The 15,739-nt window shown below is 36.9% G+C and carries 16 protein-coding genes and 11 tRNA genes; 1 reads left to right on the forward strand and 26 read right to left on the reverse strand.

Features of this window, described 5'->3' with window-relative positions:
- Nucleotides 1–480 precede the first annotated feature (480 nt).
- The 13 genes from ACFQ18_RS14860 to ACFQ18_RS14920 all read right to left on the reverse strand — a co-directional run bounded on the left by ACFQ18_RS14860 (nucleotide 481) and on the right by ACFQ18_RS14920 (nucleotide 3,908).
- Nucleotides 481–831 (reverse strand): hypothetical protein, encoded by a 351-nt coding sequence (locus ACFQ18_RS14860; RefSeq protein WP_047186559.1) that lies wholly within the window; start codon nucleotides 829–831, stop codon nucleotides 481–483.
- Nucleotides 832–1,784: 953 nt separating this feature from the next.
- Nucleotides 1,785–1,858, reverse strand: a tRNA-Ile gene (locus ACFQ18_RS14865).
- Nucleotides 1,859–1,871: 13 nt separating this feature from the next.
- Nucleotides 1,872–1,945: transfer RNA gene (locus tag ACFQ18_RS14870), tRNA-Gly, on the reverse strand.
- Between the two features lie 185 nt (nucleotides 1,946–2,130).
- Nucleotides 2,131–2,207 (reverse strand) — tRNA-Pro (locus tag ACFQ18_RS14875).
- 7 nt (nucleotides 2,208–2,214) lie between these two features.
- A tRNA-Arg gene (locus ACFQ18_RS14880) sits at nucleotides 2,215–2,291 on the reverse strand.
- Between the two features lie 32 nt (nucleotides 2,292–2,323).
- Nucleotides 2,324–2,407 (reverse strand) — tRNA-Leu (locus ACFQ18_RS14885).
- A gap of 12 nt (nucleotides 2,408–2,419) precedes the next feature.
- Nucleotides 2,420–2,492, reverse strand: a tRNA-Lys gene (locus ACFQ18_RS14890).
- A 131-nt stretch (nucleotides 2,493–2,623) separates the two neighbouring features.
- Nucleotides 2,624–2,698, reverse strand: a tRNA-Gln gene (locus ACFQ18_RS14895).
- 6 nt (nucleotides 2,699–2,704) lie between these two features.
- Nucleotides 2,705–2,781: transfer RNA gene (locus ACFQ18_RS14900), tRNA-Asp, on the reverse strand.
- A 12-nt stretch (nucleotides 2,782–2,793) separates the two neighbouring features.
- Nucleotides 2,794–2,865 (reverse strand) — tRNA-Glu (locus ACFQ18_RS14905).
- 11 nt (nucleotides 2,866–2,876) lie between these two features.
- Nucleotides 2,877–2,967 (reverse strand) — tRNA-Ser (locus ACFQ18_RS14910).
- Nucleotides 2,968–2,971: 4 nt separating this feature from the next.
- Nucleotides 2,972–3,046: transfer RNA gene (locus tag ACFQ18_RS14915), tRNA-Asn, on the reverse strand.
- Between the two features lie 403 nt (nucleotides 3,047–3,449).
- Nucleotides 3,450–3,908 carry a SprT family protein gene (locus ACFQ18_RS14920; RefSeq protein WP_047183649.1) on the reverse strand — a complete coding sequence of 153 codons (459 nt, stop codon included), beginning with the start codon at nucleotides 3,906–3,908 and terminating at the stop codon, nucleotides 3,450–3,452.
- Nucleotides 3,909–4,242: 334 nt separating this feature from the next.
- On the opposite strand from ACFQ18_RS14920, the gene ACFQ18_RS14925 reads away from it, so the two are divergent.
- Nucleotides 4,243–5,727, forward strand: a complete 1,485-nt coding sequence (locus ACFQ18_RS14925; RefSeq protein WP_047183650.1) for a catalase — start codon at nucleotides 4,243–4,245, stop codon at nucleotides 5,725–5,727.
- A gap of 60 nt (nucleotides 5,728–5,787) precedes the next feature.
- On the opposite strand, the gene ACFQ18_RS14930 is transcribed toward ACFQ18_RS14925, so the two are convergent.
- The 13 genes from ACFQ18_RS14930 to ACFQ18_RS14990 all read right to left on the reverse strand — a co-directional run bounded on the left by ACFQ18_RS14930 (nucleotide 5,788) and on the right by ACFQ18_RS14990 (nucleotide 15,504).
- Nucleotides 5,788–7,947, reverse strand: coding sequence for a Tex family protein (locus ACFQ18_RS14930; RefSeq protein WP_379566671.1), 2,160 nt, complete (start codon nucleotides 7,945–7,947; stop codon nucleotides 5,788–5,790).
- A 374-nt stretch (nucleotides 7,948–8,321) separates the two neighbouring features.
- Nucleotides 8,322–8,924, reverse strand: a complete 603-nt coding sequence (locus tag ACFQ18_RS14935) for an indirect negative regulator of sigma-B activity (protein ID WP_225344141.1) — start codon at nucleotides 8,922–8,924, stop codon at nucleotides 8,322–8,324.
- Nucleotides 8,921–9,712 (reverse strand): RNA polymerase sigma factor SigB, encoded by a 792-nt coding sequence (gene sigB, locus ACFQ18_RS14940; protein ID WP_060668397.1) that lies wholly within the window; start codon nucleotides 9,710–9,712, stop codon nucleotides 8,921–8,923. Before sigB ends, ACFQ18_RS14935 begins: the two co-directional genes overlap by 4 nt.
- Entirely contained in the window at nucleotides 9,684–10,163 is a 480-nt protein-coding gene (gene rsbW / locus ACFQ18_RS14945) for an anti-sigma B factor RsbW (protein WP_060668398.1), read from the reverse strand. Before rsbW ends, sigB begins: the two co-directional genes overlap by 29 nt.
- Before the next feature lies 1 nt (nucleotide 10,164).
- Nucleotides 10,165–10,494 carry an STAS domain-containing protein gene (locus ACFQ18_RS14950; protein ID WP_047183654.1) on the reverse strand — a complete coding sequence of 110 codons (330 nt, stop codon included), beginning with the start codon at nucleotides 10,492–10,494 and terminating at the stop codon, nucleotides 10,165–10,167.
- Nucleotides 10,495–10,580: 86 nt separating this feature from the next.
- Nucleotides 10,581–11,594: a PP2C family protein-serine/threonine phosphatase gene (locus tag ACFQ18_RS14955; protein ID WP_047183655.1), complete on the reverse strand. Its 1,014-nt coding sequence runs from the start codon at nucleotides 11,592–11,594 to the stop codon at nucleotides 10,581–10,583.
- 87 nt (nucleotides 11,595–11,681) lie between these two features.
- Nucleotides 11,682–12,086 (reverse strand): anti-sigma regulatory factor, encoded by a 405-nt coding sequence (locus tag ACFQ18_RS14960; protein ID WP_047183656.1) that lies wholly within the window; start codon nucleotides 12,084–12,086, stop codon nucleotides 11,682–11,684.
- A gap of 3 nt (nucleotides 12,087–12,089) precedes the next feature.
- The gene (locus tag ACFQ18_RS14965; protein ID WP_047183657.1) at nucleotides 12,090–12,446 is read right to left on the reverse strand and encodes an STAS domain-containing protein; all 357 of its coding nucleotides are present in this window, start codon (nucleotides 12,444–12,446) and stop codon (nucleotides 12,090–12,092) included.
- 4 nt (nucleotides 12,447–12,450) lie between these two features.
- Nucleotides 12,451–13,320 carry an RsbT co-antagonist protein RsbRA gene (locus ACFQ18_RS14970; RefSeq protein WP_047183658.1) on the reverse strand — a complete coding sequence of 290 codons (870 nt, stop codon included), beginning with the start codon at nucleotides 13,318–13,320 and terminating at the stop codon, nucleotides 12,451–12,453.
- A 79-nt stretch (nucleotides 13,321–13,399) separates the two neighbouring features.
- Entirely contained in the window at nucleotides 13,400–13,723 is a 324-nt protein-coding gene (locus tag ACFQ18_RS14975) for a hypothetical protein (protein WP_047183659.1), read from the reverse strand.
- Nucleotides 13,724–14,542, reverse strand: coding sequence for a DnaD domain-containing protein (locus tag ACFQ18_RS14980; RefSeq protein WP_157851552.1), 819 nt, complete (start codon nucleotides 14,540–14,542; stop codon nucleotides 13,724–13,726). It lies immediately after the preceding gene.
- A gap of 46 nt (nucleotides 14,543–14,588) precedes the next feature.
- Entirely contained in the window at nucleotides 14,589–14,720 is a 132-nt protein-coding gene (locus ACFQ18_RS14985) for a sigma factor (protein WP_083381189.1), read from the reverse strand.
- Between the two features lie 658 nt (nucleotides 14,721–15,378).
- Nucleotides 15,379–15,504 (reverse strand): hypothetical protein, encoded by a 126-nt coding sequence (locus ACFQ18_RS14990; RefSeq protein WP_255449129.1) that lies wholly within the window; start codon nucleotides 15,502–15,504, stop codon nucleotides 15,379–15,381.
- Between the last annotated feature and the right edge of the window lie 235 nt (nucleotides 15,505–15,739).

Here is a 15,739-nt window from a genome sequence, read left to right on the forward strand (position 1 = left end):
ACCTTCTATTTTAAAAGAAAACGAGTTTCTTTTATCTTAACATACTGGTTGTTTTGTTCAGTTTTCAAAGAGCAAATTCATTTAATCGCTTCGTAACAGCGACTTTTATAATATATCACTTTTAGCATCTCATGTCAACAATTATTTTTAATTAGTTGTCGTTAATTAGATGCGCCTTTCAGAAGCGACAATGAATACTATAGCATCCTTATCAATCAATTGTCAACAGTTTTTTCAAGAAATTTTTGCGATGTGTTTTTTTGTTTTGCGAACAAAAATAAAACCATCATTTTTGATCAAAAAGTTGAGCAACATTTTTTGAAAATAACACTTAAATTGGACATGGGTATCCTATTATCCAGAAATTCGACTTTAGGATTTTCAATTATTCAAAATCTAGAAAGTTTAAGATATGAGAATTCTTTTTCGCTGTCCCTTTAATCTTTAATAACTTTTTATCTATAATAAACCATAACTTCTTTAATCTAGATAAAGGAGGCTTAGACTATATTCCCCTTTAAAAACAGATACAGGAAATCGATATTTTTGTATGCTCATTTGATATTCTGTATTAATCGTTATTTTTTCCCAGATATCTTCTGTGAAGGCGTAATCCCTCTCTTTATAAATAATCTGGGTTTTATCATTTATTTCAATTGCTTGATTTTTACCTTCATCTTCTAATTCAACAACCAACTCAAATTTATCACCAGTTTTTTGTTTATTAATCACTTCGAAAGTTCCAAAAGAAGAAACGAAATACAAAAAGTGATTAGACATAAAATAAGCAATAACAAGACCAACAAATATGTAAATATATTTTTTCTTCATTCTATCCCCCTTTATTTATTTTTCTTTAGGCAAAGCGTAACATTTTTTCCCATTAATTGGGTATAATTAATTTGAAATTTTATTATTAATTCACCCATTCTAGGTTGATGTAAATGAACCTCCCCTTTTTTCTTGAACACATTATTGATATTCACACTCCTGAACTAAGTAATGATAATGACTCCAAATGCCGTCTAGATTTAAGTAACAAAGGCTGTGGTTTTTAATCTACAATAAAAATAAGAAGACTTTCATCATTGGGAATTCCTTCATCCCCAATGATGGTTAGTCACACTTATCGGATCTTTACGGGTAGTTAATCTCCCACCCACCTCCTTTGTTTCCTAGGGGGGTTCTGGGCTAACAATTAAAAGCCTTTGAATTATTCAACAGAAACAACAAATTAGGAGAAATAAAAAAGAAATTCCTATCAATAAGGGTTAGAATAAAGGTAGTATCGCACTTAACCTTTCTAGGAGGAGAGCATTGTATTCCGTCAGTTTATGAACAAACAAAAAAATAGAGCCATAGTTTGAAATTTTTTTCAAACCACGACTCCACCCTCACAAGTTGTGTATATGGTAACATAGAACTTTCAAATAAAAAGTTTAATACTCGGAGTACACAGAAAATACTTTTAAAGTTAATTTCAAGTTGTTGGAAACTAATTTAAACGGAAAAACATTCACCGAAAAATTCATTCATCATATTAAAGACGAAATAAAGGTATATTTCTACATATCTAATAATCTAGGTATCGTCTTTATTATCAATTGAGAGGAAAACATGAAAGGTACTACAAAGTATATAGCTTCGAGGGATAATTATTATAAGAAAAGAAAAACAGCCGTCATCTTGTCGATGTAAGTATAGGAACAAATCTAGTTATGAGGTAACCTAGGTCCCCTAAAATTACAGTAGATACAAGAGGACGAGCCGAATGTCTTGTTGGATGGGCCTGAGTGGACTTGAACCACCGACCTCACGCTTATCAGGCGTGCGCTCTAACCAGCTGAGCTACAGGCCCATTATAAAAATAATGGAGCGGGTGATGGGAATCGAACCCACGACATCAGCTTGGAAGGCTGAGGTTATACCATTTAACTACACCCGCGCAATATAATAAATTTGTACTTCAGATTCAATCTCGACCAACATGCCTCTCCATCTACAAGCCTATTCAAGGAAGTCAATACTTCGAGGCAACTCGTAGATTATTCGGTAGAAGTGTCGCTCGTGGCTGAGGTTATACCATTTAACTACACCCGCATATATAATAGATTGATAGAAAAGTAATAATGGTCGGGAAGACAGGATTCGAACCTGCGACCCCATGGTCCCAAACCATGTGCTCTACCAAGCTGAGCTACTTCCCGATAATAATGGCGCGCCCGAGAGGAGTCGAACCCCTAACCTCTTGATCCGTAGTCAAACGCTCTATCCAATTGAGCTACGGGCGCAATAATGTAATAAAATAAATTATAGTTCATGATGCGGTCGAGAGGACTTGAACCTCCACGGGATTAACTCCCACTAGGCCCTCAACCTAGCGCGTCTGCCATTCCGCCACGACCGCAAATATTAAAAGTGAGCCATGAAGGATTCGAACCTTCGACCCTCTGATTAAAAGTCAGATGCTCTACCGACTGAGCTAATGGCTCGTAATATTTAAAGGTTTTAGTTCTTTTCATAAAAAAATACTATTGCATCAATAGTATTTAAGACCCGCCATTAAACTCTAACAATACATGTAAAGCAGATTAATATAAGGAATTAATACAAAAAGAAAAAATGGCTGGGCCACTAGGATTCGAACCTAGGGTACACGGGATCAAAACCCGATGCCTTACCGCTTGGCTATGGCCCAATTGAATGGCGGTCCGGACGGGACTCGAACCCGCGACCTCCTGCGTGACAGGCAGGCATTCTAACCAACTGAACTACCGGACCTATTTATAAAGATGACCCGTACGGGATTCGAACCCGTGTTACCGCCGTGAAAGGGCGGTGTCTTAACCGCTTGACCAACGGGCCACTATGTAAAGTGGCGGAGAAGGAGGGATTTGAACCCTCGCGCCGCTATCGCGACCTACACCCTTAGCAGGGGCGCCTCTTCAGCCTCTTGAGTACTTCTCCAATATGGCTCCACAGGTAGGATTCGAACCTACGACCGATCGGTTAACAGCCGATTGCTCTACCACTGAGCTACTGTGGAATAAAATTAATTCTTCTATATTCTACTGCATTAACATATGTCTATTTTCAACATTTATTATTAGCAGCGACGTTTTATATAATAAACGATTTAAAGTGGATTGTCAACTGTTTATTAAGATTTTTTTATCATCGCAAAACTTAAAAATAAAAAATCCGAAACAGCTTTATTAATTTATCATGGATAAAAAAATCCGTCAACATTTTTGTAAAAGTTGTAGGAAAACAACGTAAGTCCGCTTTTCCTAGTTACCATCTTTCATAAAGGATTCACTAACACGCATCCTTATAAGGTATAAGTTATTTTTAAGAAAGTTTTATTTTCAACATGTACAGACTTACTTTCTACATAAGTGTAACTTTCGCAGAAGCTAATAACGAACGCCAGTATTTCAAAAACGTTTTTATTCTTCCATTAATATAAGCCTACCTCTACATTTACCGCACCTATATTTATTTGTATCTACTCTACGCTTTCTCTTATATTCATAGTGACAGTCTTTACATTTATATAAGTACTTATACATATTTGCTTGTGAAGGCAAAGGTTTGCAATGCCTTGGAGATCCGGTCTTTTTTAATAATCTCTTAAAATCTGCATCTCCGTGTTTATACCCTTTTCCCTCTATATGTAAATGATAATGACATAATTCATGCTTAATGATTCCGATAAATTCACCAGTTTCCGTCTCTACAGCATATTTTGGATTTAACTCAATTAATCTTTCAGAAGGTAAATACCTACCTCCTGTTGTACGTAAACGATGGTTAAAAACCACCTTGTCTGTGTAAGGTTTACCGAAGAATTTCAACGATATATCATTAACCAAATTAAATAATGATTTCTCATTTAATGGATCCATTTGAAAACACCTCATTATACTTCTATATCTTATCATATCATAAAAGTAAGTTATATAATCATTTGTTAGTGACCTTTAAATAACTTTCACTCTTACCAATAACATTTACTTGTTTAAAATTATTGTAATTAAATATTGATTTTTAATTGTAATGTATTATAATATGAATTGGGAGTGATTTTAATCCATTCCCGATTATCACATTAAGTGATAATCGTCCTTTTCAATTCATATGGATTTAAATATATACACACTACATAGATTTAAGGTTAAATCTATCAAAGTAGTAATCTTAGATTGCAAGAATAACTATTATTCGGAAGGAGATAATACAATGAGTGAAGAAAAGAAAAAACTAACTACCGCATTTGGTGCTCCAGTACCTAATGATGATGATGTTAAAACGGCAGGTAAACGCGGTCCACTATTAATGGAGGACTTCTGGTTTATTGAAAAGCTTGCACATTTCGATAGAGAAGTAATTCCTGAACGCCGTATGCATGCAAAAGGTTCCGGTGCATATGGAACATTTACCGTAACGAATGATATTACTAAATATACAAAAGCGGATATTTTCTCCGAAGTTGGTAAGAAGACGGATATGTTCATTCGCTACTCCACTGTAGCTGGTGAACGTGGTGCACCAGACGCTGATCGAGATATTCGCGGTACAGCAATGAAGTTCTATACAGAGGAAGGTAACTGGGACTTAGTTGGGAACAACACTCCTGTTTTCTTCATGAGAGATCCTAAGAGATTTCCAGATTTAAACCATGTTGTTAAACGCGATCCAAAAACAAATATGCATAGTTCACAAGCAAACTGGGATTTCTGGACATCACTTCCTGAAGCACTTCACCAAGTAACGATTGTAATGAGTGACCGAGGAATTCCAGCAAGCTACCGAAATATGAATATGTTCAGTAGCCATGCGTACAGTTTAATTAATGCAAATAATGAGCGTGTATGGGTGAAATTCCACTTTAAAACACAACAAGGTATTAAAAACCTAACAGATCAAGAGGCTGAAGTTTTAAGAGGTAAAGAACCAGATAGCCATCAAAAAGATTTATATCATGCTATTGAAAATGGGGACTATCCAAAATGGACCATGTACATTCAAGTCATGACAGAAGAACAAGCAAAGGAATTGCCGTACAATCCATTTGACTTAACAAAAGTTTGGTATAAAAAAGACTTCCCTTTAATTGAAGTTGGGGAAGTTGAACTTAATCGTAATCCTGAAAACTATTTTGAAGAAGTGGAGCAAGCTGCATTCGCACCAACCAACATCGTTCCTGGTATTGGATTCTCACCAGATAAAATGTTACAAGGTCGCCTGTTCTCATACGGGGATGCACAACGTTATCGTTTAGGTGTAAACCACTGGCAAATCCCAGTTAACTATCCGAAGAACGCAAAGAATTTCCATCCTTACCACAGAGATGGTCAAGGAAGAGTAATCCCTGCTTCTGGTGGTCGAATCTCCTACTCTCCAAATAGTTATGGAGAATGGCAAGACAGTAAAGAACATCAAGATCCATTATACGATGGTGGCGGAATCGGATACTATGATTTCCGTGAAGACGATGATCTTTACTTCGAACAACCTGGTAAGTTATTTAACCTAATGTCTGAAGAGCAACAAAACCAATTATTCGGAAATACTGCTCGTGCAATGGAAGGAACAACAAAGGACATCCAATTACGACATATTACCAACTGTTACAAAGCTGATCCTAAATATGGTGAAGGTGTTGCAAAAGCTTTAGGAATTTCCCTAAGTGAAGTAGAAGCTGCAATTGGTGTAGAAAAATAAACCACAAAAAACCAAGGTGAACTAAAATGTCACCTTGGTTTTTTTCATTATCTAATTCCATTACTTCTCATTCCGTACCATCGATAAAGCAACTCTTCCTTTATCCACATCAATATCTTCTACCCATACGGTAACAACATCCCCGACTGATGCAATATCCATTGGGTGTTTGACAAACTTATTCGCCATTTTTGATATGTGTACAAGCCCATCCTGTTTGACACCAACATCGACAAACACACCAAAGTCTACCACGTTACGAACTGTACCTTGCAATTCCATACCCGGTTTCAGATCTTCTAATGTCATGACATTTTGTTTCAATAATGGTTGTGGAAAGTCATCACGCGGGTCTCTTTCTGGACGACTTAATGCATTTAAGATGTCTACTAAAGTAGGTTCTCCAATTTCTAATTGTTCCGCTACTTCTTTTTTATCCAATCCATTTATTTTATCTCGGATTTTTTCTGTCCCAATATCACTTATCGTACAGTCCATCATTTCTAAAAGTCTTTCTATACTAGGATAGCTTTCTGGGTGAATGGGAGTTCTATCCAATGGATTCGCTCCATCAATAATGCGTAAAAATCCAATAGCTTGTTCATAAGTCTTCGCACCAAGTCTTGGTATTTTCTTCAATTCTTGACGCTTCGTAAATTTCCCCTCTTCATTTCTGCGTTTCACAATATTATTTGCAACGGTTTTGCTTAAGCCTGAAACATATTGTAATAAAGAAGAAGATGCTGTATTCACATTTACACCCACTTGGTTTACGGCTGTTTCTACAACAAAGGTTAATGACTCATTTAATGCTTTTTGGCTTACATCATGTTGATACTGACCGACACCAATTGATTTAGGATCGATTTTCACAAGTTCTGCCAATGGATCTTGTACACGGCGCGCTATAGAGGCTGCACTCCGCTGTTCTACTTGTAGGTCAGGAAATTCCTCACGGGCAAGTTCTGAAGCAGAATACACACTTGCTCCAGCTTCATTAACAATGATGTAAGGTATGCTTAGCTGATTGTTAGAGATAACATCTGAAATAAATTGTTCGGTTTCTCTTGATGCTGTTCCATTTCCAATCGCTACTAATTCAATATGAAACTTCCTTACGATTTCCATAACTATTTTCTCAGATCCAACTACATCATTCTTTGGTGCAGTCGGATACATGACCCCAACATCAAGTACCTTTCCAGTTTCATCCACCACAGCTAATTTACAACCTGTACGATAGGCCGGATCGACACCAAGAATCGTTTTTCCTTTTAATGGCGGCTGTAATAATAGATTTTTTAAATTTACTGCAAAGACATCAATCGCTTGTTCTTCTGCTTTTTCAGTTAAGCTCGCTCTAATCTCTCTTTCAATGGATGGTTGTATTAAACGCTTATAACTATCTTCTATTGCCGCCTTCAATATTGCCTTGATTTCTTCGTTTGTTTGTTTTTTAATGACTTTATTCTGTAAAAATTCATGAATTCGTTCTACAGGTGGTTCAATGGATACCTTTAATATATCTTCCTTTTCCCCACGATTTAATGCTAGGATTCGATGGGAAACAAGCGAGCGAACCGCTTCATGATATTCATAGTACATGCCATAAACACGTTTTTCATCTTTTTCTTCATCTTTTACTTCTGATTCAATCATTCCTCGCTTAAATGTTTCTTCCCGAATATAATCACGAAACTCCGCATCATCTGAAATCCATTCGGCGATAATATCATTTACTCCCGCCAATACATCTTCCACCGTATGTAATTCGTGTTCTTCAGAGAAGTATTTTTGCGCTTCTTCTTCTACTTGAGCAATCTCTTGGTCCCAAATTAATTCAGCAAGAGGCTCTAGCCCCTTTTCTTTTGCAATCGTTGCTTTTGTTCTTCTCTTTTGTTTATACGGACGATATAGATCTTCCACTCTTTGCAGTTGGGTTGCGGCTTTTATTTCCTTTTCTAAGTCATCAGTTAATTTCCCTTGTTCCTCTATAATCCGAAGAACTTCTTGTTTTCTTTCTGATAAATGGACCGCATATTGATACCTGTCTTGAATATTTTTAATCTGAACTTCATCAAGTCCACCAGTAACTTCTTTCCGATACCTGGCAATAAAAGGGACTGTATTTCCTTCACTTAATAATTCAATAACCTTTTCCACAATATTGACTTTTACTTCTGTATCTTTAGCTACTAGTCCTACAATATCTTGTTCCATATCTACTGCCATTGATAAGCCTCCTTAAGCAATCATTAGAAAACTTGGCACCCACTATTAGGCTGGGTAGACGCCATAGTTACACTTATGCAAATCTATACGGTGGGGCAAGTAATCGGAGCCCCAAACAGGAAAGATCTTTATACTTTCCTTCCTGCAAAGACGTACAACCTCCCTATATCTTACCACATTGTGTTTTAACGTGAACTTTTTAAAAAACTAAGCATCCCCAAGCCTTTTGGGAGGTGCTTAGCTGCTCCAAGGCGGACCTTTACGGTGGGGCGAGTATTCTGGCTCCAGTCAGGAAGTTTTTCACACTGCCTGTCTGCCAAACATGAAAAAAGACCGACACCCCTACTCTAATGTCAGCCATCTTACGCATCTCTATAACTCATTGCTATTAACGTTGTATCATCAGAACGATCCTCTTTGCTTATGAATTTATAAGCCCTCGTTATACTCTCCACATCTTTCTTATTCTCAAAGGATAACTTGGTTAATTCACTATCCAGTACCCCATCAGAAAACATAATAAAATTCGAAATTCCTTCAAGTTTTCCCCTTATTACTTTACATGGCCTTTTAAAACCACCTAAATAACCTGTATTAGGAATACTACGTTTTTTCTTTCCGCGAATAACTTGTAATATCCCGATGTTTCCGACAGAAGAAAAAGAATAAGAACGTTGACTAAAATCCATTTTTAATATTCCTAATACAACTCCTCGTTTCCCTATTAATTGTTCATTGGCCTTGGATAGGATTTGTTCTACTTCAACATCCGGGTTCTTTTTTATAATATCTATGACAATTTCAGATGATTCGTTTGCATATTTTCCACTACCAAGACCATCTGCTAGCGCACAAATGAACCCTTTCTCTGTTTCTTTGTAGAAGTAACTATCTCCGCAATAATAATTGCCATTTTTCGGTTTTTGGAAGATAGAAACTTCTATTTTGTTATTTGTAAAACTCAATCGAAAACCTCCGTACTATTAGATTGAATGGCTTCTCGCAACCTTCTTAAAGCTCGTCTTTGCAGTCTAGAAACATGCATTTGAGATATTCCTAGTTTTTCTCCTGTTTCCTTTTGGCTCAAATTCTCGAAATATGTAAATCTTATAATTTGTTGTTCCCGTTCTGATAAAACTGGGAGGATTTTTTCCAAAATAATCTTGTAGTCGATGGTGTTATAACCACCTTCTTCAGATCCAATTAAATCAATTAATGCAACCGTTCCACCTTCAGAATCCGCCTCAACCTTTTTATCCACAGAGAGTGCATTGTAACTTTTGCCCATTTCCATGGTTTCCAAAATTTCCTCTTCTGAAGCATCCAAGTAATCTGCTATTTCTTTAATAGTTGGAGATTTTTGATTCGTAGCCATTAAAACATCTACCGCTTTTTTAATTTTAGGGCCCAACTCTTTAATACGACGCGGAACATGGACACTCCACGTTTTATCACGAATATAACGTTTAATTTCACCAATCATTGTTGGAATTGCAAAAGACTCAAATGATTTTCCAAATGATGCATCGTACCTTCTAACTGCAGCTAATAAACCAATCATTCCTACTTGTACGAGGTCTTCGTGTACTGTAGAGTTTTTCGAATACTTCATAGCGATGGATTCTACAAGGTTTTGGTATCTAAGAATAATTTTCTCTTGTGTGGCCTTATCTTCAGGGTTTTGTTGGAGATGTTCTATCCACTGGTAAACCTCATCTCTTCCTTTATGATTGGCTTGAGACTTGGTCATCATCTAAGTCCACCCCTACCCCATTTAAATACTTCGTCATTAACACAGTAACTCCATCCAGACCATTATTGATTTGAACCTTATCCATCAAAACTTCAATTAAAAATAGTCCAAATCCGCCTTCCCTGAGATCCTCCATTGATTCAGACTTTTTGTAGGGTCCTATTTTACTTTTCACCTCGTTTAATTGGAAACTTTCTCCGTCATCAGCCACCATTACTTCTAAACGATCCTCATATACACCAAAACTAATGGTTATTTCTCCTTCTCCCTCTTTGACACCACCATGTGTAATAGAATTCGTAATCGCCTCCGAAATGGCAACCTTAATATCTTCAATTTCCTCATAAGAAAAGCCTATTCGATTCGCTATTCCAGATAATGTCAAACGAATCACACCAACATATTCCGCTTTTGCTGGTATTTTCATTTCTATCAAGTCAACATTGCTCATATCATCTCTCCACCTTGTTGATGCGTTCTAAATCCATAATTTCATGTAATCCAGTTATGTTAAAAACACGGTAAACACGATCACTAAGATTAATCATCTTTAATTTACTACTATTCTCGTTCGATGACTTTAACGCACTTATAAAGACCCCTAAACCCGTACTATCCATATATGAAACGAATTCCATATCAACTTCGACTTCATTTCCGGTCATTTTTGTCAGAGGTAATAATTTTTCCTTTAGTTGTGGTGCAGTGTAAACATCAATTTCCCCCGAAAGACGAACTACACTTTTATTTCTTTCCTCCACAATATCAATGTTTAGTTCCATTATTCTTCCCCCCTAGTTCTTTAGCTCTATATAACCTTTTATCACGTTAATTATCGTTAGTAGACTTTACCCAGTTTCTAAAGACTTCAAACTTCTTTTTTTAAGATGATTAATGTAAAGTCATCTCTTCGTTTAAAATCTTGAAGCTGTTCGAAGTATTTAAATACATGTTCGACCATTTCTTGCGCAGAAAGATCTTTATATTTCTTAATAGGATCCAGCACTTCCTGAGTTTCAATAAATCGACCTTGGTCTTTTGTTTCTGTTACCCCATCCGTTAAGAATATGACCATATCACCTGGTTTCATTTCTAACATATATTCTTGATACTGAACATTCCCTAGCACACCTAAAGCTAGACCCTTCGTTTTTAATTCTGTAAACTTGTTTTCTTTTGCATTGTAATAAAAGCCAGGTTCATGACCCGCTGAGGAAAATCGAAGTTTATTGTCTCTAGGGGAATACTGTGCATAAATCATGGTAATAAACATATTTGGATCAACGTTTCTCTCCACTACACGATTAAGATTTTCCAAAATAACGTTAGGTTTCATAGATTCCTCTGGATAACTATCTATTGCATATTTAATCATGGACATGGACAATGCTGCAGGAATCCCTTTTCCAATCACATCGGCTATTGCGAGACCAATTGTGTCATCTTTCCCTTTAACAAAATGATAGTAGTCTCCATTTAATTGATGCGCAGGTACACTAATTGCCCCAATGTCTATCCCTTTCGCTTGAGGAATTTCTGTTTTTAAAAGTGTATTTTGCATTTTTGCCGCTACGGAAATCTCAGACTGAATAGCAAATTGTTTTTCCTTTAAAGATTGTATTTCTTGTTGTTTGATCCCATAGGAAATCATCGCTTCCAACAGAAAGTTCATAGAATGCTTAACTTCTTGAGAAAGCTCCGGGTATAGCTCTTCTAATGCTTGAATGTGCATATCGACAATCTCTTCTGGCAATATATTATTCTTCAAGAAAGATTTACTCATCATTTCTACTCCATATAAGGAACGCTCATCTTGAGTTTCAATAAATGATTTTAATAAGTCTTTGTAACCTTCTATGCTTGAATTGATTACTTCCCCCATATACTTCCTCCTAATCCATTTGCGACTCTACTAAAAATTGATAAGTGCATACGTCTAAATATGTATACACCTATCAATCTAGTATCATTAACGAACTAACTTCTTAGTAGTAATTTTCGTTCCTTTTCCCATTTCAGATTGGATAACAAATTCATCCATTAATCGTTTTACTCCAGGAAGTCCAGCACCTAAACCTCCTGATGTCGAATATCCATCCTGCATTACTTGACCAATATCTGCAATGCCCGGGCCTGAATCTATTGCTATTATGCTTAGTCCTTTACTTTCCATGGTATCTATTTTTTCAAATATTATTTGACCACTTTTGGCATACAAATAAATATTTCGGGCTAGTTCCGATACAGCTGTTGCAATACGCGCTTGGTCCACAATTCCAAACCCTAATTCTTTTGCCATATCTCTTGCAACATGTCTCGCACCGACTATATCCCATTCTTTTTGTATTCTTACGCAGGACGATTGAGGTTTCATGAATTATTCCCCCAATTCCTGATGTAATTTAATAAGGCCTTGCTCTAAATTTAACGCAGTTGGGATATTTTGTAAGTGAATTCCTAATTCAATTAACGTCATAGCAACTGCTGGTTGTATGCCAGTTAAAACCACTTTCGCCCCCATCAGATCTGACATCGCTACAACATCCCCAAGAACTTTGGCAATGAATGAATCAATAATTTCAACCGATGTTAAATCGATGACAACACCCGTTGCACCAGTTGTATAGATTTTGTCTAGTAGGTCTTCTTGAAATTCTATCGCAGTTTTATCATCTATTTCCGTTTGGATAGAGATTAATAGATAATTATGTAATTTTAAAATAGGAATGCGCATCTAATTACTCCCCTTTTAACGATTCAATTAAGTCTCCAATGTTGTCTTCACACGGCGTTACATCGGTTACTTTTCTATTTGTCATTTCTAAAGCTGCCATGAATCCTTTTTTCAACGAACTTTTCGTAGGGAAATTAGTTAAATCAATACCCAAATTTACTATGGTTTGTGCAATTTCTGGTCGAATACCTACTAAAATACACTTGGCTCCAATTAACCGTACCGCCTCAGCAGCTTGAATCAAATGATGGGCAACCATCGTATCAACTACTGGTACCCCTGTAATATCAATTAAAACTACTTCTGAATTATGAGTAATGACACCTTGAAGTAAGCTTTCCATAATTAGCTTTGCTCGATCTGTATCAATGGTTCCAATTAGTGGCATGATGGTAATGCCTTCAATCACAGGAATAAGGGGGGCAGACAATTCTTGCAAAGCAACACGTTGTAGGGAAACGATATTCTCCCAATTTCCAGTATATTCATTTACTAATACACGAATTATCGGTTCTACCCAGCGATCCACACTAGATAAAACATTGGATATGGAATCCGTATCCATACTATCCGATTGACTCAAAATAAAATTAATCGTTACTCTTCTAAAGACTTGTAAACCATCTGTAATATAGCTTAAAGGCCAGCCGAGGCTGATAATCTTTTCCGAGAATGTTTCAACCGCCTTTATGGCCCCTTGATTTTTAATGCTCGTAAAGATAACCTCTACAAATTCCCGGTTCGTATTATCGTACATATCATCTGATATCGTAGCGGTACGATTAGCTTCTTTTAATCTCGCAACTTCCTCAAGCCACATTTCTACAATCGTTTCACTATTTTCAACAACAATCCCTTTAAATTTAGAGTCCATATATGATCCTCCGTTTTGAATATAAAAGTTATAAATATTGTTTCATAATATAATATTTTCTGCAAACAAACATAATATATTATAGCACAAAATGAATACTCATAGTGTATCCTGATATCTTGCTCACCAGTGCTGATATCCCAGTGGTGTTTGCTGATATTTTATCCATGAGTACTGATATCCGTGGTGGTTTACCGATATCTTGCTCACCAGTGCTGATATCCCAGCGGTGGTTGCTGATATCTTGGCCACGAGTACTGATATCCGTGGTGGTTACCGATATCTTGCTCACCAGTGCTGATATCCCAGCGGTGTTTGCCGATATCTTGGCCACGAGCTCTGATATCTCAGTGGTATATGCTGATATCCTAGCAAACAGGACGATGGACCCGTACTCCATCATCTACACATATCCCAATTCTTCCTTCAACTTTTTGATCTTCAACCTGGTGGCTTCTACTTCTTCCGGATCAACCTCCATCCCTTTATTCCGATCTTCTACTCGCCTATTCTTTCCCTTTTGTTCTTTAAACCAATCCGGAACCACTTCACATCGTCCTCTAGTAAAATAATGATAGTTTCGCCGCTGTTTCTTATTTCGAAATTCTATGTCATCTTCTCTCACTGCATTCATGCTTCGAATCCCTTTCTTTTCCCATGCCAGCAAGATACTCTTCACTGTCCCCAAGCTTGCTTTATTCCGCTCCAATGCTCGCTTCATCGCTTCCATCACTAACAGCTCTCCTACGTCATCCACCCAACAGCTCAATGACTCCATGACGAAAGGGCTCATTACACCAAAGTTTTCTTGATAAAACTGAAATACTTCCTTTTCCTCGTTTTTTCGTTTCGTTACCTCTTCCCCAGCCGACTCCTTTTCAGTTGAAATCTTTTCTACTCCATCCATACTCGAATCCTTCTGTTGTTGCTCATCTCCTCTTTCCATCAAACTAATCATCCGATAAACTGGAGCTTGATTACCACCTTGAGGTTCATAGACAATGTATCCTTTTTCTTTTAACTCCGTACGTGCCCGTTTAAAACTAGATTCAGTCAAACCTGATTTAACTCTTAACACCGTCCCTGCCACACGAAATTCGCACCTCCACCTAGTCTTATTATTGATATGCATCAGCGCATACCATAGGGCAATTGCCGAACTAGATAGTGGGTTATATTCAATAGAATCATAAAATGCATTCATTTCCTTTATGTAATTCATCCTATTCATCCCTTTCATGTTCTTCATTTGTATGTACTTTTCGTTTTTAATTTTCTTCCTTCTGTTCGTCCTTGGTTTTCTTTCGGATGAGATCGATGGGGCGATTGCGAATGGTGTAGTTGAAGTAAGTGGCGAGGTGGCCTTTATTTGGCTCATATTTTTGGTAGGCGGTCCACATGGCAAACAACCTTTCTGATTAAAAGTCACCTAGTGGATCTCGAATGCCAAGCTTGTGCATGTGATAAGAAATACGTTTCTCATTTTGTTTAAAAATCTCTTCAAACTTATCGTTTTCCTTCAATTTAAAAACCTCCCTTTTTTTCTGTGCCGCTTTTATCATAATCAAACCAGTAAAAACGGTAAAGGAGGCTAACTTCGCAAAAACGACAAACTTCGACATATTTCTACTAAATTCTACCCTGATTTCTTGCAAAAATGACGTTTCTGCAAGAGGTTTTGTAAGTTAGCAAGTTTTTGCATCTTTTTGAACTCCATTTTGTCTTTTTTTGTCGAATGAAAAAAACAATCTAAAAAACACCCTGCCAGGCCGTCCGTAGTAGAAGTAGATATGTTTTTGTTTTGTTTCGTTTTGTTTATATAATGTGCTCGCTCTTCGGTTCGTTTTGCAGTTCTTTTACCGGGCCATACCTCGGCCTATAAGCAGTCCGTATAGAGGTCTAAGTTGTAAAAATCCCTTTTCCGAAAATGATCAAACGTTTGTTTGAGTTTTCGCCTTTAACTTTATGTTCCAAAATAAGCGCTCAAAATAGCCCACCACCTTTTTTGGTGATGAGCTCGCTTCAAACTTGTTAAACACATTGAACTGTTCAACATCTTCATAATACGATGTAGAATCCCCATTCATTAATCGGCCAACAATTGAAATATTTGTGGCTTTGTACAACCGCTGTTAGTACTAAGCTAAATTGAGCAATCAAACTGAATGCCTCATATGTCATCATCGGCATCATCCCCTTTCTTTAAAGGAAGTTTAGCCGCCACCTTGCTTTATGTAGATGCTATGTAATATTCCTTTCCTCTGAATATCGTTTAGTTTGAAGGTAGCCATAGACCTGTCCCTATGGTTCTCTAAATGTATATGTCTGAATTAAATCAAATTATAATAACTCATTGCATTAATAAGTGAAATATATGATCCTCTTTCCTTCTAGTGCCGGAACCAGGCTTCTTTTTCCA

The organism is Oceanobacillus caeni (assembly GCF_042678465.1).
GTDB lineage: Bacteria > Bacillota > Bacilli > Bacillales > Amphibacillaceae > Oceanobacillus > Oceanobacillus caeni.

What these genes read in the sequence shown, in the direction of transcription:
- ACFQ18_RS14860 (WP_047186559.1), bottom strand. Translation starts at nt 831, where the DNA reads ATGAAGAAAAAATATATTTACATATTTGTTGGTCTTGTTATTGCTTAT.
- ACFQ18_RS14920 (WP_047183649.1), bottom strand. Translation starts at nt 3,908, where the DNA reads ATGGATCCATTAAATGAGAAATCATTATTTAATTTGGTTAATGATATA.
- ACFQ18_RS14925 (WP_047183650.1), top strand. Translation starts at nt 4,243, where the DNA reads ATGAGTGAAGAAAAGAAAAAACTAACTACCGCATTTGGTGCTCCAGTA.
- ACFQ18_RS14930 (WP_379566671.1), bottom strand. Translation starts at nt 7,947, where the DNA reads ATGGAACAAGATATTGTAGGACTAGTAGCTAAAGATACAGAAGTAAAA.
- sigB (WP_060668397.1), bottom strand. Translation starts at nt 9,712, where the DNA reads ATGATGACCAAGTCTCAAGCCAATCATAAAGGAAGAGATGAGGTTTAC.
- rsbW (WP_060668398.1), bottom strand. Translation starts at nt 10,163, where the DNA reads ATGAGCAATGTTGACTTGATAGAAATGAAAATACCAGCAAAAGCGGAA.
- ACFQ18_RS14950 (WP_047183654.1), bottom strand. Translation starts at nt 10,494, where the DNA reads ATGGAACTAAACATTGATATTGTGGAGGAAAGAAATAAAAGTGTAGTT.
- ACFQ18_RS14955 (WP_047183655.1), bottom strand. Translation starts at nt 11,594, where the DNA reads ATGGGGGAAGTAATCAATTCAAGCATAGAAGGTTACAAAGACTTATTA.
- ACFQ18_RS14960 (WP_047183656.1), bottom strand. Translation starts at nt 12,086, where the DNA reads ATGAAACCTCAATCGTCCTGCGTAAGAATACAAAAAGAATGGGATATA.
- ACFQ18_RS14965 (WP_047183657.1), bottom strand. Translation starts at nt 12,446, where the DNA reads ATGCGCATTCCTATTTTAAAATTACATAATTATCTATTAATCTCTATC.
- ACFQ18_RS14970 (WP_047183658.1), bottom strand. Translation starts at nt 13,320, where the DNA reads ATGGACTCTAAATTTAAAGGGATTGTTGTTGAAAATAGTGAAACGATT.
- ACFQ18_RS14975 (WP_047183659.1), bottom strand. Translation starts at nt 13,723, where the DNA reads ATGATGGAGTACGGGTCCATCGTCCTGTTTGCTAGGATATCAGCATAT.
- ACFQ18_RS14980 (WP_157851552.1), bottom strand. Translation starts at nt 14,542, where the DNA reads ATGAATTACATAAAGGAAATGAATGCATTTTATGATTCTATTGAATAT.
- ACFQ18_RS14985 (WP_083381189.1), bottom strand. Translation starts at nt 14,720, where the DNA reads ATGTGGACCGCCTACCAAAAATATGAGCCAAATAAAGGCCACCTCGCC.
- ACFQ18_RS14990 (WP_255449129.1), bottom strand. Translation starts at nt 15,504, where the DNA reads ATGATGACATATGAGGCATTCAGTTTGATTGCTCAATTTAGCTTAGTA.